General features: G+C 63.8%; 12 protein-coding genes. 6 read left to right on the top strand and 6 right to left on the bottom strand.

Annotation, left to right across the window (positions count from 1 at the left end; genetic code table 11):
- Positions 1-70: 70 nt before the first annotated feature.
- The 3 genes from ACF8RA_RS18575 to ACF8RA_RS18565 form a co-directional block, all read right to left on the bottom strand.
- Complete coding sequence (locus ACF8RA_RS18575; RefSeq protein WP_176683311.1) at positions 71-919, bottom strand: ABC transporter permease subunit; 849 nt, start codon at positions 917-919, stop codon at positions 71-73.
- Positions 916-1,932 (bottom strand): ABC transporter substrate-binding protein, encoded by a 1,017-nt coding sequence (locus ACF8RA_RS18570; RefSeq protein ID WP_176683312.1) that lies wholly within the window; start codon positions 1,930-1,932, stop codon positions 916-918. Before ACF8RA_RS18570 ends, ACF8RA_RS18575 begins: the two co-directional genes overlap by 4 nt.
- A 94-nt stretch (positions 1,933-2,026) precedes the next feature.
- Positions 2,027-4,171: a methyl-accepting chemotaxis protein gene (locus ACF8RA_RS18565; RefSeq protein ID WP_176683313.1), complete on the bottom strand. Its 2,145-nt coding sequence runs from the start codon at positions 4,169-4,171 to the stop codon at positions 2,027-2,029.
- Between the two features lie 248 nt (positions 4,172-4,419).
- Here ACF8RA_RS18565 and ACF8RA_RS18560 point away from each other — a divergent pair, with 248 nt between their 5' ends.
- Positions 4,420-5,739, top strand: coding sequence for a Na+/H+ antiporter family protein (locus ACF8RA_RS18560; protein ID WP_392519414.1), 1,320 nt, complete (start codon positions 4,420-4,422; stop codon positions 5,737-5,739).
- A gap of 13 nt (positions 5,740-5,752) precedes the next feature.
- Here the strand turns inward: ACF8RA_RS18560 and ACF8RA_RS18555 are convergent, their stop codons facing one another.
- The 3 genes from ACF8RA_RS18555 to ACF8RA_RS18545 form a co-directional block, all read right to left on the bottom strand.
- Positions 5,753-6,760: a FecR family protein gene (locus tag ACF8RA_RS18555; protein WP_176683315.1), complete on the bottom strand. Its 1,008-nt coding sequence runs from the start codon at positions 6,758-6,760 to the stop codon at positions 5,753-5,755.
- Between the two features lie 265 nt (positions 6,761-7,025).
- Entirely contained in the window at positions 7,026-8,795 is a 1,770-nt protein-coding gene (locus tag ACF8RA_RS18550) for an acyl-CoA dehydrogenase C-terminal domain-containing protein (RefSeq protein WP_176683316.1), read from the bottom strand.
- Positions 8,796-8,887: 92 nt separating this feature from the next.
- Positions 8,888-10,510, bottom strand: a complete 1,623-nt coding sequence (locus tag ACF8RA_RS18545) for an acyl-CoA synthetase (protein WP_019437073.1) — start codon at positions 10,508-10,510, stop codon at positions 8,888-8,890.
- A 196-nt stretch (positions 10,511-10,706) separates the two neighbouring features.
- Here ACF8RA_RS18545 and ACF8RA_RS18540 point away from each other — a divergent pair, with 196 nt between their 5' ends.
- The 5 genes from ACF8RA_RS18540 (at position 10,707) to ACF8RA_RS18520 (ending at position 16,165) form a co-directional block, all read left to right on the top strand.
- On the top strand, positions 10,707-12,113 hold the full coding sequence (locus tag ACF8RA_RS18540) for an ATP-binding protein (RefSeq protein WP_176683317.1): 1,407 nt from the start codon (positions 10,707-10,709) through the stop codon (positions 12,111-12,113).
- Between the two features lie 9 nt (positions 12,114-12,122).
- Positions 12,123-12,755 (top strand): response regulator, encoded by a 633-nt coding sequence (locus tag ACF8RA_RS18535; protein WP_176683318.1) that lies wholly within the window; start codon positions 12,123-12,125, stop codon positions 12,753-12,755.
- Between the two features lie 180 nt (positions 12,756-12,935).
- Positions 12,936-13,409 carry a MarR family winged helix-turn-helix transcriptional regulator gene (locus ACF8RA_RS18530; protein WP_003247811.1) on the top strand — a complete coding sequence of 158 codons (474 nt, stop codon included), beginning with the start codon at positions 12,936-12,938 and terminating at the stop codon, positions 13,407-13,409.
- Between the two features lie 30 nt (positions 13,410-13,439).
- Entirely contained in the window at positions 13,440-14,633 is a 1,194-nt protein-coding gene (locus tag ACF8RA_RS18525) for an HlyD family secretion protein (protein WP_176683319.1), read from the top strand.
- The gene (locus ACF8RA_RS18520; RefSeq protein ID WP_176683320.1) at positions 14,630-16,165 is read left to right on the top strand and encodes a DHA2 family efflux MFS transporter permease subunit; all 1,536 of its coding nucleotides are present in this window, start codon (positions 14,630-14,632) and stop codon (positions 16,163-16,165) included. The genes ACF8RA_RS18525 and ACF8RA_RS18520 overlap by 4 nt, the downstream gene beginning before the upstream one ends.
- The last annotated feature ends 471 nt before the right edge of the window (positions 16,166-16,636 follow it).

Here is a 16,636-nt window from a genome sequence, read left to right as displayed (position 1 = left end):
TGACAGAGGCGTATTGTCAGGCCCGGCCCTCTCGCAGCACAAGGCTGCTCCCAGGCCTTGGCGATACGGTTCAGCGACTGCTGCGCCCATAGGCCTGGCTGATCCGGTCGATCACCATGGCCAGGGCGACAATTGCCAGCCCGGCCTCCATCCCTTGGCCAACATTCAAGGTCTGGATCCCCGCCAACACATCCTCACCCAACCCACGGGCGCCGATCATCGACGCCACCACCACCATCGACAGGGCCATCATGACCGACTGGTTGAGCCCGGCCATGATGCTTGGTAGCGCCAGGGGCAGGGCGATGCGCCGCAACCGCTGCCAGCGGCTGGCGCCAAGGCCGTGTGCGGCCTGCAACAACGAGGGGTCGATCTGGCTCAAGCCCAGTTCGGTCAACCGCACCAGCGGCGGCAGGGCGTAGATCAGCGTGGCGAACACGGCAGGCACCTTGCCCAGGCCAAACAGCATCAGCACCGGGATCAGGTAAACGAACGCAGGTAGCGTCTGCATCACATCGAGGACCGGCAACAGGAGCCGCCTGGCCAGTGGCCGGGCGGCCAGCAGGATGCCCAGCGGTACACCCACCAGTACGCACAAACCGGTACTGACCAGCACCAGGGCCAGGGTCTGCAGCAGCTTGTCCCAGAGCCCGAGCATACCGATCAGGGCCAGCAGCGCGACCAGCACGGCGCTGCGCAGCAGGCTGCGGCTGGCGTGCCAGGCCAGCAGACCCACCAGCAACAACAACAGCCACCAAGGCAACAGACGCAACAGGTTCTCCAGGCCGACCAGCAGTTGCAGCAACTGGTCAGAAAAACTGCGCAGGTGGTCGCCGTAGTTCAATACCAACCCGTCGACCAGGCGGTTGATGCTGTCGGCAAAGGAAAACTGCAGGGTCTGCGGGAAACCGCCGCTCACAGGCTGGCCTCGACCTTGGCGGCGATGTCCGCCGGCAGCCAGGCTTTCCACACCTCGCGGTTATCGCGCAGGAAGGTGAGGGCGGCTTCGCGCGCGGGCGTGCGTTTTTCGCTCATGACGGCCAGGGCCTTGTTCAGGCGATCGATGGGCAGGTCTACCTGTTCGAACACGCTGACCAGGTCTGGGTAGTTTTCGCGAAAGGCTTTGGATACGCCGATCGACAACTTTGCCGGCAGCGAGCGGCTGCCCTTCGGGTTGGGGTTGGCGGGGTCGGTGAGGGTGGCCCAGGCCTGGGCATCGAACGGTGGTTCTTCCAGCCGGATGAGCTTGTAGCGCCCCATCAGCGGGGTCGGGTTCCAGTAGTAGAACAGCACAGGTTTGCCACGGCGGATTGCCGAACCGATCTCGGCGTCCATCGCGGCACCGGAGCCACTGCGGAAGTTGCTGTAGAGGCCATCCAGGCCATAGGCCTTGAGCTTCTGGCTGTTGACGGTTTCGGACGTCCAGCCGCTCGGGCTGTTGAGAAAACGCCCTTTACCGGGTGATTCGGGGTCGGAAAATACCTGCGGGTAACGCTTGAGGTCCTCGACACTGTGCAGCTCAGGCGCCACGGGTTTCAGATTACGAGCGGCATCACCCTCGATCACATAGGCCGGTACCCACCAACCTTCCTCTGCATGCTTGACCGTATCGCCCAGTGCGAACACCTGGCCGGCCTGTTCGGCCTTGACCCAGGCAGGGCTGCGCCCGGCCCATTCCTCGGCGATCACTTGCAGGTCATTGCGCGCCAGGGCCACCTCCATGCTGACCGTGCTGCCAGGCAGGGTGTCCGTGCGGTAGCCGTAGCCGCGCTCCACGATCAGGCGCAGGATCTCGGTGGTGAGGGCGCCGCTTTCCCAGCCGATGGCACCAAAATGGATAGGTGCAGGCTGTTCTGCCGATGCGGCGCTGTCCGTGCTGGCCAGGCCCACCGTCAACAGCAGCCCGGCCAGTAGCGCTGGAATTCGCTTCATGTAAACCTCGTCGTTCGCCCCCCTTGGCGGTGGGGGCAAGTGTAGACGACGAGGTTTTGTCAGTTTCAGGGCCACAGGCGTGGCCCCGTTCGCTTCAGACGCGGAACTGGTCCATCAGCGCTTGCTGCTGGTTGGCCAGGCTGTTCAGCGACTGGCTGACCCGCGCCGACTCGTTGGCCTGGCCTGACAGGGATTCAGTGACGTCACGAATGGTCGCCACGTTGCTGTTGATTTCCTCGGCTACCGCGCTTTGCTCCTCGGCGGCAGAGGCAATCTGCAGGTTCATGTCGGTGATCACCGTCACTGCCTGGCCTATGCGCTGCAATGCCGTGACGGCTTGGCCTACCTGCTCCACGCCACCTTGGGCCTGGCGGTGGCTGTGGTCCATGGCGCCGACCACTTCGCGGGTGCCGTTCTGCAGTGCTTCGATGACCTGACGGGTTTCTTCCACCGACTCCTGAGTGCGCTGGGCCAGGTTGCGCACCTCATCGGCGACCACGGCAAAGCCACGGCCGGCCTCACCGGCGCGGGCAGCTTCGATGGCAGCGTTGAGCGCCAGCAGGTTGGTCTGCTCGGCGATCGAGCGGATCACTTCCAGTACCGAGCCGATCTTCTCGCTGTTCTGCGCCAGGCCTTCTATTTCGGCCATGGTGTCGCTCATGTTGGCGGCCAAGGCACCGATGCTGCTGGTGGTGCGGTCGATTACCGCCAAGCCCTCGCGGGTGGCCTGGTCGGCATCGCGTGCAGCCTGTGCAGCCTGGGCGGCGCTGCGGGCAACGTCCTGGGCGGTGGCGCTCATTTCATGCGAGGCGGTGGCCACCTGGTCGACCTGGCGGTACTGCTGTTCCATGCCGGCGCTGGTTTCAGTGGCAATCGCCGAGGATTGGTCGGCCGTGCCTCGGGCGGCCTGCACCGAGCTTTTGACCTCGGCGATGGTTGGCTGCAGCTTGTCGAGGAAGCGGTTGAACCAGCCGGCCAGTTCGCCCAGTTCGTCCTGCTTCTGGTAGGTCAGGCGACGGGTCAGGTCGCCTTCGCCGCTGGCAATGTCCTTGAGCATGGCGGCCACGCCAAGGATCGGCCGGGTAACGCCGCGAGCCATCAGCCAGACCAGCAGCAGGCCGGCAATGGCTGCCGCCAGGCCCAGGCTCAGTTCCAGCAGGGTGCCACTGGTGTTGAGGGCGTCAAGTTCCTGCTTCAGGGTTTCGGCCGGCCCGGTCAGGGCGTTTTCCGGCACATCCAGCAACACGCCCCAGGGCTGGGCGTCCGGGATTGGCCGGAATGCCGCCAGCACCTTCAAGCGCTGGCGGTCGTGGAGGATGGTCAGTTTGCCATCGGCCAGCTTGCGCACCAGCTCGGCGCCTTTGGCCGGGTCTACCTGGTCGAAGCGCTGGGCCAGCTTGCTGGCATCGGCGCTGTAGCCTGCCAGCAGGCCGACCGGGGTGAGAATGCCGACCGTGGTGCGGCCTTCGTAGAGGCTGCGGCTGGCCTCCTGGCTCAGCGCCTGCAGGCTGTTGAGGTTGATGTCGATGGACAGGGTGGCAATGATCTTGCCGTTGACCGCCAGCGGGAACACGATGCTGGTCATCAGTACCTGCTGGCCGTCGATGTCGTAGAAGTAGGGCTCCACCACACACACCTTGCCGGATGTGCGAGGGCACACCCACCAGGTGTTGGCCGGCTGGCCGCTGGGGCCGATCTCGGTGTTGGCCATGTCATGTTCGGGCAGGGCCATCGAGGTCAACTGGCCTGCGCGTGGCTGCGACCAGTACAGGGCAAAGCGCCCGGTTTCGTTGCTGCCCAGTTCTGCCTTGCCGGCAAACAGGCTGTCCTTGTCGTCCAGGGCATTGGGCTCGAACACCAGTGACAGGCCGAGCAGGTCGGGGTTGGCTTGCAGTGCGGCGCGCACCTGGCGGGTCATGTCCTCGCGCAGGTCGAAGGCATCGAGAAAGCGCTTTTCGGCCTGCTCGCGCAGGAACAGCACCTGGCGGGCGAAGCCGGCGCCGTACTGGTAGGCATCCATGAACTGGCGGCGGATGTTCAGTGCTTGCACTTCACCTTGTGACTCGATACGCGACTGCGCCGCCTCGGTCAGCATCTGCATGCTGCTGGCCTTGACCAGGTCCGAACTGTGATCCATGCGGTACAGCGACAGGCCGACGAGCAAGGTGACGATAGCGGCCAGACAGAGACCGGCGAGCAGGGTGATCTTCCACTGGATGGAGAGTTGTCGCAAAGGCATGGGGGCGGATCCCTTTTTTGGCAGTAAGGGTTATGGCTTCATCTGCGGTGGGGCCTGGAGGTGCCAAAGCGCTCCAGCCAGGCACCTCGCTGCCTCTCACGGTATCGGCTCAAGCCGTTTTTTCTTTATTCAAACATTCAATTTAAATTCGACCGTCAGTTAACGCGCCGTATCAAGGCGCTTTTGACATCTGCCGCCTACTGCTTCAGAGTTCGCGCTTTTTTCTGTCGTAATGAGGTAAGCCAACCATGAATGCAGTGATCGCCGCGGTCGGCATCATGCTGATACTCAGCCTGTCCCGCGTGCACGTGGTCATCGCCCTGATCATCGGCGCCCTGGTCGGTGGGCTGGTGGGCGGCCTGGGCATCGAAGGCACGCTCAAGGCCTTCAACGGTGGTCTCGGTGGTGGTGCCACGGTGGCTTTGTCCTATGCACTGCTGGGTGCCTTTGCCGTGGCGATTGCCAAGTCTGGCCTGGCCCATGCGCTGGCCGACCGCGCCCTGGGCATGATCGACCGGCGGGGCGACGCCAATGGCGGCAAGCTCAAATGGCTGATGATCGGCCTGATGCTGGTGGTGGCCGTGTCGTCCCAGAACATCCTGCCCATCCACATTGCCTTCATCCCGCTGCTGGTGCCGCCTCTGTTGTACGTGCTCACGCGCCTGCGCATCGACCGCCGGCTGATCGCCTGTGTGATCACCTTTGGCCTGATCACCCCGTACATGTTCCTGCCGGCGGGCTTCGGCAATATCTTCCTCAACGAGATCCTGCTGGCCAACGTTGCCCGCGCTGGTGTCGATGTGAGCGGCGTCAACGTCACCCACGCCATGGCTATCCCGGCAGCCGGCATGCTCGTCGGCCTTCTGGTGGCCGTATTCATCAGCTATCGCAAGAAGCGTGAATACGACCTGGCGCGCATCCAACAGGTGGAACAGGTGAGCGTGCAGTACAACCCGCTGACCTTGCTGGTGGCCGGGCTGGCGATCGCTGCAGCCTTCATCGTCCAGCTGTTGCTGGACTCGATGATCATCGGCGCCATGGTCGGTTTCCTGATCTTCTCGCTGTCGGGCATCGTCAAGTGGAAAGATACCGACGACCTGTTTACCGAAGGCATGAAGATGATGGCCATGATCGGCTTCATCATGATTACCGCGTCCGGCTTTGCCGAGGTCATGAAGGCCACCGGTGAGGTGATGAGCCTGGTGGAAACCTCGGCGCAGTGGATCAACCACAGCAAGGGCATCGGTGCCTTGCTGATGCTGCTGGTAGGTCTTCTGGTGACGATGGGGATCGGCTCGTCGTTCTCCACCGTGCCGATCCTGGCCGCGATCTTCGTGCCGCTGTGCGTGCAACTGGGCTTCGACCCGTTGGCCACGGTGTGCATCATCGGTACCGCCGGTGCGTTGGGCGATGCCGGGTCGCCGGCCTCTGACTCGACTCTGGGCCCGACCTCGGGCCTGAACGTGGATGGCCAGCATCACCACATCTGGGACACCGTGGTGCCGACCTTCATCCATTACAACTTGCCGTTGATGGCGTTCGGCTGGTTGGCAGCGATGACCTTGTAAGGCGGGGAGGGCGTCAGCCCTTGTCGGGCGGCGGCGAGATGCGATTGAGCACGGTGCTGCCGTCCTTGCTGCGGGTCAGGTAGACCGGTAGGACTTTGGGCAGGTTGTTGACCAGACGCCCCACTTCACGGGTGTTGTAGATGCCGCTGATGCGGATGCGGCCGGTGCTGGCATCGGCCAGTAGCAGCGGGGCGTCGAGGTAGCGGTTGATCACCGGCAGCGCCTGTTCCAGGCTCAGGTTGTCGAGCACCAGCTTGCCGCTGCGCCATGCCAGGCTGTTGCCATAGTCGTCGCTTTGCTCCAGCTGCGGCTCGAAGTCGCCCTTGTGGTAGCTGGCCTGCATGCCAGGGCCAAGGCGGTAGCCACCGGCACTGCCCTCACTGGACACCAGCACTGAACCTTCCACCAGGGTGACCTTCACCTGGTCTTGGTACTTCCACACGTTGAACTGGGTGCCGGTGACCCGGGTCTGGCCACTGCCGGCACGCACGATGAACGGGTGGCTGCTGTCGTGGTGCACCTTGAAGAACGCTTCGCCGCGCTTGAGTGTGACCCGGCGCTGGTCCTTGTAGTTGAGGAAGGTGAGCTCGGTGTGCAGGTTGAGCTGTACCGTGCTGCCGTCGCTGAGCTCCACGGTCTGCATGCCGTCACCGGTTTCAACGTGCTGGTAGTGGTTGGGCAACCAGCCCTGTTCCCACCCCATCCACCCGGCCAGCGGCAGCACTGCCAGGGCGATGGCCGCAGCAGATGCCAGCGGCCGCCAGTTGCGAGGGCGGGCGGCGTGTCTGGCGGGTGGGTTGAAGTCGATGACGGTGGCGCTGCGCGGCAGCAGGTCGGCGGTTTGCCAGATTTCCAGCATCGCCTGGTACTCTTCGGCATGCCGCGGGTCGGCCGCCAACCAGTCAGCGAATACGTCACGCTCGGCCTGCGTGCAATCTTCGGCGTGCAGGCGCATGCACCAATGCGCTGCGGCGTCGGTGATGGCATCGTCTGGGTTGGGATTGAGGCGGTCGTGGTTCATTGCGGCTCCGGGTTTTGCGCATTCTACCCTTGCGGGAGGGCTCCCGAGAACCAATGTAATGGCGAATGACTATCAGTTGTGCCGGTTTTTCGTCGGATTAGCCATGGTTTTTCAGCGTTTGAGAACCCTTCGCGGGCGCATGGCGTTGTCTGCAATCGTTTCTGCAGGGGTAGCCTGATGCTGCGAAGAGACCCTTCGCAATCCTGTACCGGACTCTTCGCAGCACACGGCACCCCTTGCAACAAGCGCGTCAGCGACACACCGGTCAGAACTGTGCGGCCTCTAGTCCATAAAGGCTGCCACTGCCGGCCCGTATACTCGCCTCCAGCCCCAACCCCCGCGGCAAGACCCGCTGGAAGTAGAACGCCGCACACGCAAGCTTCGCGCCATGAAACGCATCATCCTCATCACGTTTGGCCAGCGCCACCGCCGCCATCCGTGCCCACATGTACGCATATGCGGTCAGCCCGAACAGCTGCAAGTACTCAACCGCCACCGCGCTGACCAGATTGGCATCCTCGCCAGCCTGCTCCCGCAGCCAGCTGCTGGTGGCCTCCAGCCGCGCCAGGCTCGCCTGCAGGGCCTCGCGGTACAAGGGCGCATCCACACTGAAGGCTCGCACTTCGCTGGCAAAGCTGGCCAACGCCTGACCACCGTCGGCCAGCACCTTGCGCCCCAGCAGATCAAGGGCCTGGATGCCGTTGGTGCCTTCATAGATCTGCGCAATGCGCACGTCTCGCACGCGTTGTTCCTGGCCCCATTCGCGGATGTAGCCATGACCGCCATACACCTGCTGCCCAAGCACGCAGCTTTCCAGGCCGTTATCAGTGAAGAATGCCTTGGCCACCGGCGTCAGCAGTGCCACCAGGCGCTGGGCATGCTCGCGCTCGCCGGCGTCCTCGGCATAGCGTGCCACGTCCAGTTGCTGGCCAACGTACACGGCGAACGCCCGACCCGCTTCGGTGAGGGTGCGCATGGTCAGCAGCATGCGCCGGACATCGCCATGGTGGATGATCGGGTCGGCCGCCTTGTCGTGTGCCCGCGGGCCAGTCGCTGCGCGGCTCTGCAGGCGCTCGTTGGCGTAGCGGGCGGCGCTCTGGTAGGAGGCTTCGGCACAACCGATGCCCTGTATGCCGATGGACAGGCGCTCGTAGTTCATCATGGTGAACATCGCTGCCAGGCCCTTGTTCGGCTCGCCCACCAGGTAACCGATGGCACCATCAAAGTTCATGACACAGGTCGCCGAGGCCTTGATGCCCATCTTGTGTTCGATCGAGCCACAATGGACAGCGTTGCGCGCGCCCAGACTGCCATCGGCCTCGACCAGGAATTTCGGTACCAGGTACAGCGATATACCTTTGGCACCGGCGGGCGCATCCGGCAGTTTGGCCAGCACCAGGTGGACGATGTTCTCGGTCAGGTCCTGTTCGCCGCCGGTAATGAAGATCTTGCTGCCACTGATGCGCACGCTGCCATCGGCCTGGGGCTCGGCGCGGGTGCGGATCAGCCCCAGGTCAGTGCCGGCATGGGGTTCGGTCAGGCACATGGTGCCGGCCCAGCGGCCTTCGTACAGTGGTGGCAGGTAGGTGGCCTTGAGCGTTTCACTGGCGTGGGCATCGATCGCCAGGCAACTGCCGGCGCTCAATGCCGAATACAGGCTGAAGCTGCAGTCAGCGGCGTAGAGCATCTCTTCGAACAGCACGCCGAGCATCTTTGGCATGCCCATGCCGCCGTGTTCCGGGTTGCCGCCCAAGCCGACCCAGCCACCTTCGCGGTAGGTGTTCCAGGCCTCGCGGAAGCCATCAGGGGTGGTGACCTGGCCTGCGTCGAAGCACACACCTTGCTCGTCACCGTTGCGGCTGAGCGGGGCAATCAGCTGGCCGGTGACTTTGGATGCTTCCTCGAGAATGGCGTCGGCAGTATCGGCATCGATGCGTTCGGCCAGGGCGGGCAGGCGGGCCCACAGGCCCGAAGCGTTGAACACGTCATGCAGGACGAAGCGCATGTCGCGCAGGGGGGCGGAATAAGTGGTCATCGGCAGCTCTTGCAATAGTGGGGGAGGGTTGGGCGTGCGCTGAACCTTCAGGCGCAGCCGTGTGCTGCGCCTGAAGGGGAGCGGCTATGGCATCAGAGGGCTTTGGCCCGGTCGCGCAGCACGTACTTCTGGATCTTGCCGGTCGAGGTCTTGGGCAGCTCGCCGAACACCACGGTCTTCGGCACCTTGAACCCGGCCAGGTGCTCGCGGCACCAACTGGTGATGTCGGCTTCACGGGTGTCCTCCCGGCCCGGCTTCAGGGCGACGAAGGCGCACGGGGTTTCCCCCCATTTTTCATCCGGGCGTGCCACCACGGCGGCTTCCAGCACTGCCGGGTGCTTGTACAGGGCGTCCTCGACCTCGATGGTGGAGATGTTCTCGCCACCGGAAATGATGATGTCCTTGAGCCGGTCCTTGATCTCGATATAGCCGTCGGCATGCCACACGGCCAGGTCGCCGGTGTGGAACCAGCCGCCACGGAAGGCTTCGGCGGTGGCTTCAGGGTTTTTCAGGTAGCCCTTCATCACCGTGTTGCCGCGCATGAAGATCTCTCCCAGGGTATCGCCGTCGCGGGGCACCGGCTGAAGGGTTTGCGGGTCGGCCACCATCAGGCCGTCGAGGGTCGGGTAGCGCACGCCTTGGCGAGACTTGATCCGGGCACGCTCTTCCAGCGAAAGCGCATCCCATTCGTCATGCCAGGCACACACGGTCACCGGGCCGTAGACCTCGGTCAGGCCATAGGTGTGGGTGACCTTGATGCCCATTTGCTCCACGGCGCCGATGACCTTGGCCGGTGGTGCGGCGCCGGCGACCATGGCCTGCACCGGGTGCTCGATGGCTGCCTTGGCCGCCTCGGGCATGTTGACCAGCGCGTTGAGCACGATCGGTGCACCGCACAGGTGGCTGACTTTGTGCTCGCGGATCAGGGTCAGGATTTTCTGCGGGTCGACCCGGCGCAGGAACACATGGGTGCCGGCCAGGGCGGTGATGGTCCAGGGGTAGCACCAGCCGTTGCAGTGGAACATCGGCAACGTCCACAGGTACACCGGGCGGTGGCCCATGGCCCAGGTCATCTGGTTGCCCAGTGCGTTCAGGTAGGCGCCACGGTGGTGGTAGACCACGCCCTTGGGGTTGCCGGTGGTGCCAGAGGTGTAGTTCAGCGAAATGGCCTGCCACTCGTCATCGGGCCATTCCCAGGCAAATTCCGGGTCGCCTTCGTTGAGCAGTGCCTCATAGTCCAGCTCGCTGACCGCGCGGCCTTCGCCGTACTCCGGGTCATCTACATCAACCACCAGCGGCGGGTGTTCAAGCAGTGCCAGTGCACCTTCGATGACTGCATGGAACTCGCGGTCGGTGATCAGCACCTTGGCCTCGCCATGCTGCAGCATGAAGGCGATGGCCTCGGCATCCAGGCGCACGTTCAGGGTATTGAGCACGGCACCAGTCATGGGTACGCCGAAGTGCGCCTCGAGCATGGTCGGGGTGTTGGGCAGCATCACTGCCACGGTGTCGCCGCGGCCAATGCCACGGCCGGCCAGGGCGCTGGCCAGGCGCCGACAGCGTTGGTAGGTTTCTTGCCAGTTGCGGCGGATGGCGCCGTGGATGACGGCCGGGTAGTTGCCGTAAACGGCAGCGGTGCGTTCGATGAAGCTCAGCGGGGTGAGGGCGACATGGTTGACGGCAGCGGGCATCAGGCCCTGGGCATAGATCGACATGCGGTAATCCTGTAAGGGAGGCAGACGCAGCCTGTGCACCTGACCCCCGATGGCTGATTGTTAGCTCTGTTCAGGGTGCAGTGGGGGCGGACGGTGGGCCGCCCCCTCTGTCGCAGTTTTACGCGAGTCGCTATGGTATTAGGAATATCGACTATAGCAATATAGTAAAACTACTATAAAAAACAGGCCGCCTACTGTGGATGACACTGCTTACCCCTTGCTCACCAACGACCCACAACCCAGTCTGTTGCTGGCCAGTGATGCAAGCCCGCTGGCACTCAACCCGGCACTGCAGGCCTGGGTCGCCGAAGGGCCTGAGCTGGCTCGCTGGCTGCCGGCCAATTGCGCTGCACTGGTACGTGCCTGTTTGCGCCAGCATCGGGCGATCAGCGATGTCGAGGTGCAGGTCGGCGAACGCATCGTGTTGTGGACGTTCATGCCGGACAACCAGGGCCAGCAGGTGCTGGGCCGCTGTCGCGATGCCAGTGAAGAGCGCCATGGCGCACGCGAAGCCAGCCGCGCCCGGCGCCTGTATTGGCTGATCATCGAAAACACCACCGACCTGATTTCCCGGCACAGCCCCGATGGCCGCTTTCTCGATGCCTCACCGGCAGCCTACCGCCTGCTCGGCCTGTGGCCCGAGCAACTGCGTGGCATGCCTGTACATACCCTGCTGCATCCGCGCGAGCGGCGTCAGGTGCTGCGTCAGGCCGCTGCCGCGCTGGACCAGGACGGCTACCACACGATGACTTGCCGGGTGCGCCAGGCGACAGGTGGCTACCGTTGGTTCGAAATCGCCAGCCGGGCGATCCGTGAGACTTACACCGGCGCGGTGGTGGAGGTGGTCAGCGTGTCCCGCGACATCACCTTGCGCATCGAAGCGCAGGAAAGCCTGGCGCACAGTGCCCGCCTCGCTACCCTGGGCGAGCTGGCCTCGGGTATCGCCCACGAGATCAACCAGCCACTGGCCGCCGTGGTCAACTATGCCAACGCCAGTCAGCGTTATCTGCAGGGCCTGGACCGTGACCCCTTGGCTCGCGAGCGAGTAGGCCAGGGTCTGCAGCGTATCAGCGAGCAGGCCACCCATGCCGCCGAAGTGATCCGCCGCCTGCGTGCCTTCCTGCGCAAGGGGCCGCGCCGCCTGGAGGCGCTGGATGTGGCCGAGCTGGCTGGCGAAGCCATGCGTCTGTGTGCCTGGGAAGCCGCGCGGGACCAGGTGCAGGTGGAACTTCGCATGAGCGCTCAACTGCCCTTGGTGTATGCCGACCGGGTGCTGCTGGAGCAGGTGCTGCTCAACCTGCTGCGCAATGCCATCGATGCCAATCGCGAGCAGCAGGGGGAGCGGCCGTCACGTATCCTGCTCTGCGCGGCGCGCGATGGCGATGGGGTACTGGTTGAGGTAGCCGACCAGGGCCCGGGCGTGGCGCCGGAGCGGCTGGATGAAATCTTTACGCCGTTTACCACCAGCAAGGCCGACGGCCTGGGCTTGGGCTTGAGCATGAGTCGCAGCCTGATCGAAGGCTTTGGTGGCAGCCTGTGGGCGCGGGCGGGTGACAACGGCGGTCTGGTACTGTGCTGCCGGCTGGCGGTCAGCAGGGAATAAGGGGAGGCGGTGTTGCAAGCAAAAGTGTATGTGGTCGATGACGACCAGGGGATGCGCGACTCTACGGTCTGGCTGCTGCAGTCGGTGGGCCTGCAAGCCTTGCCGTTCGCCAGCGGGCAGGCGTTTCTCGACGCCTGCATCGATGATGGGCCCGCTTGCGTCTTGCTGGATGTGCGCATGCCGGGTTTGGGCGGGTTGGCTGTGCAGCAGGCGATGCGTGAGCGTGGCCTGATGGTGCCGGTGATCTTCGTCAGCGGTCATGCCGATGTCCCGATCGTGGTGCGGGCGTTCAAGGCCGGCGCCTGCGACTTCATCGAAAAACCCTACAACGACCAGTTGCTGCTCGACAGCGTTCAGGCTGCGCTGGAGCACGCCGGGCTGGCGCGACAGGGCGATCAGGCGCTGGCCTTGGTGCAGGCGCGTATCGATGGCCTGACGCCGCGTGAGCGAGACGTCTTCGTACCCTTGGCCCAAGGGTTGAACAACCGCGAAATTGCCGAGCAGTTGGGCATCAGCGTCAAGACCGTGGACCTGTACCGGGGGCGGGTGATGAAGCGGTTGCAGGCGGGCAGCCTCGCAGAACTGGTGGGAATGGCGATTGCTTGCGGGGCGGTGGAGGCGCTGGGCCTGCGAGCGCGTTAGCCGCCTTTACGCACACCCTTGCAGGCGCGGCCTTGTGTGTAGCAAAGGGCCGCAATACGCGCCTGCTGAGACCGGTGAGACAGGCAGAAGTCATGAAATATTTCATAGCTTGCTAATGAAAGCTTTGACATTCACTGCCTAGGCAGTAATATTTCCACACACTTAACTGAGCAGTCAACGATGGCCCATTTTTCCCCCGAAAACTTCCAGACCTGCGCCATCGGCATGTTGCTTGGCCGCGCAGCGATCCTCAAAGACCGCATTCTTGACTGGCACCTGGAGTCAGAGGGCGTCACCGCCGCGCAGTTCAAAGTGCTGATCATCGTCACCCAGTACCAGGTGGATACCCCGGCCGAGCTGTGCCGGTACCTGGGCCTGGACAGCGGTTCGATGACCCGCATGCTCGACCGCCTCGAGCAGAAGGAGCTGATCGTGCGCAACCGCTGCGCCGACGACCGTCGCCAAGTGCGCCTGGCACTCACTGCCGACGGCCAGCGCCTGGCCAACCGCCTGCCGGAAATCGGCGCCGCCGCCATGAACGAGTTGTGCGGCGTGCTGGCACCAGAGGAGCTCAAGACCCTGGAAGGCCTGCTGGCCAAGGTGCTGCTCGGTGCTGGCGACCCTCTGACGATCCGCCGCTTCGGCGACCGTTGAACCCTGTAACGAATTATCCAAGGTATTGTCATGGCCACACCTACAGATACCCCGACTCCCTCCGTCGCGCCTGAGCCGTCACGCAAGCGCAAGGCCTGGCTGCTTGGCCTGCTGTTGCTGCTGATCCTTGCCGGGGCAGGCACCTGGGCCTGGTACAGCATTGTCGGGCGTTGGCACGAAAGCACCGACGATGCCTATGTCAACGGCAACGTGGTGGAGATCACCCCGCTAGTCGCTGGCACCGTTACCAGCATCGGGGCCGATGACGGCGACCTGGTCCACGCCGGCCAGGTATTGCTGCAATTCGACCCGGCCGACAGCGAAGTCGCCTTGCAGTCCGCCGAAGCCAAGCTGGCACGCACCGTGCGGCAGGTGCGCGGGCTGTACAGCAACGTCGACTCGCTAAAGGCTCAACTGGAAACGCGCCAGGCCGAACTGCGCAAGGCGCAGCAAGACTTCAACCGGCGCAAGGTGCTGGCTGACAGCGGTGCGATTGCCGCAGAAGAACTGTCCCATGCCCGCGACGACCTGACCGTTGCCCAGGCCGCCGTCAACAGCGCGCGCCAACAGCTCAGCACCAGCAGTGCGCTGGTCGACGACACCGTGGTGTCCTCGCACCCCGACGTCATGGCTGCTGCTGCCGACCTGCGCCAGGCCTACCTCGACCATGCCCGCACCACGTTGGTCGCGCCGGTCACCGGCTACGTCGCCAAGCGTACCGTCCAGTTGGGCCAGCGCCTGCAGCCGGGCACCGCGACCATGGCGGTCATCCCGCTGGATCAGGTGTGGATCGATGCCAACTTCAAGGAAACCCAGCTGCGTGAGATGCGCATCGGCCAGCCGGTGGAAATCACCGCTGATTTGTATGGCAGCGAGGTCAAGTACAGCGGCACGGTCGACAGCCTTGGCGCGGGCACCGGCAGCGCCTTTGCCTTGCTGCCGGCGCAGAACGCCACCGGTAACTGGATCAAGATTGTTCAGCGAGTACCCGTGCGCATCCACCTCAGCCCCGACCAGCTCAAGGACCACCCCCTCCGTATCGGCCTGTCCACCGTGGTCGAAGTCGACCTGCATGACCAGAGCGGTCCGGCCCTGGCCCAGCAGCCACCGCAGAAGGCCAGCTACACCACCCAGGTGTATGACCACCAGCTGGTCGAAGCCGACAACCTGATCGCCCGGCTGATTCACGAAAACAGCGCAACCGGCAAGACGGCGCAGCGATGAGCAACAACGCCGCTGCCCAGTTCACGCCGCCGAGTCTGCTGCTGACCACCATCGGTCTGTCGTTGGCGACGTTCATGCAGGTGCTGGACACCACCATCGCCAACGTGGCCCTGCCGACCATCTCCGGCAACCTGGGGGTAAGCTACGAGCAAGGCACCTGGGTCATCACCTCGTTCGCGGTGAGCAACGCTATCGCCTTGCCGCTGACCGGCTGGCTGAGCCGGCGCTTTGGTGAAGTGAAGCTGTTCATCTGGGCCACGCTGCTGTTCGTGCTGGCGTCGTTCCTGTGCGGTATTGCCCAGTCGATGCCCGAGCTGGTCGGGTTTCGCGTCTTGCAGGGCGTGGTCGCCGGGCCGCTTTACCCGATGACCCAGACCCTGCTGATTGCTGTCTATCCCCCTGCAAAACGGGGGATGGCACTGGCGCTGCTGGCGATGGTCACGGTGGTGGCGCCGATTGCCGGGCCGATACTGGGGGGCTGGATTACCGATAGCTACAGCTGGCCGTGGATCTTCTTCATCAACGTGCCCATCGGCCTGTTCGCTGCTGCCGTGGTGCGCCAGCAGATGCGCACGCGCCCGGTGGTCACCAGCCGCCAACCGATGGATTACATTGGCCTGTTGACCCTTATTATCGGCGTCGGTGCCTTGCAGGTAGTGCTGGACAAGGGTAACGATCTGGACTGGTTCGAGTCGTCGTTCATCATTGTCGGCAGCCTGATTTCGGTGGTGTTTCTGGCGGTGTTCGTGATCTGGGAGCTGACCGACCGGCACCCGGTGGTCAACCTTCGGCTGTTCGTGCACCGCAACTTCCGCATTGGCACTATCGTGCTGGTTGGGGGGTATGCCGGGTTCTTCGGTATCAACCTGATCCTGCCGCAGTGGTTGCAGACGCAGATGGGCTATACCGCGACCTGGGCAGGCCTGGCGGTGGCGCCGATCGGCTTGCTGCCGGTGATCATGTCGCCGTTCGTGGGCAAATATGCGCACCGGTTCGACCTGCGGGTGCTGGCTGGGTTGGCGTTCCTGGCGATCGGCACCAGTTGCTACATGCGTGCCGGTTTCACCAGCGAGGTGGACTTCCAGCACGTGGCCTTGGTGCAGTTGTTCATGGGGATTGGCGTGGCGTTGTTCTTCATGCCGACCTTGAGCATCCTGCTGTCAGACCTGCCGCCGCACCAGATTGCCGACGGTTCGGGGCTGGCGACTTTCCTGCGGACCTTGGGCGGGAGTTTTGCGGCTTCGTTGACTACCTGGATCTGGATTCGTCGGGCGGACCAGCACCATGCCTACCTGAGCGAGCACATCAGCCAGTTCGATCCGGCGACGCGGCATACCCTTGAGCAGTTGGGCGGCGCCAGTCCGCAGAGTTACGCGCAGTTGGAGCAGATACTCAATGGGCAGGCTTACATGATGTCGACGGTGGATTATTTCACCTTGATGAGCTGGGTATTTGCCGGGTTGATTCTGCTGGTGTGGTTTGCCAAGCCGCCCTTTACCGCCAAGGCGGGGCCGGCATCGGCGGGGCATTGAGCCAAACAAGGCAAGATCCCGATGCTCTCGCTCTCGCTCTCGCTCTCGCTCTCGCTCTCGCTTCGGCTTTTGATTTTGCTTCTAAGCGCGCGATAGCCCAGGCGCCGCGGATTGCGACTTCAGGAGGCCGAGCGCAGGGCTTGCGAAGGGAGGTGACGGGCATGGATGCCCGTCAAGCGCTGGGCCCCAGGATGGGGCCTGCAGCGCGGTCCTCCCGGGAGCAAGCCCGGAGCGAGGGGACCCCGGAGCGTAGCGCAGGGGCCGGATGATGGGAGCACAGCGTTTTTTGGTTACTTTTTGTCGCGTTTGACAAAAAGTGACCCGCCGTAAGGGCGGAAAGGTGACTATGCGCCACCTGCGCGAATGAATACCTACTCGATGTGGATGCCCACATCCAAGAAGCAAGAAGCAAGAAGCAAGAAGCGAACTCGTCTGTTTTGACTCAGCGAACAGTCCATTCGCGATGGCGAC

The organism is Pseudomonas sp. FYR_5, from assembly GCF_043106315.1.
GTDB lineage: Bacteria > Pseudomonadota > Gammaproteobacteria > Pseudomonadales > Pseudomonadaceae > Aquipseudomonas > Aquipseudomonas putida_Y.
This window is presented reverse-complemented; position numbering and strand designations above follow the sequence as displayed.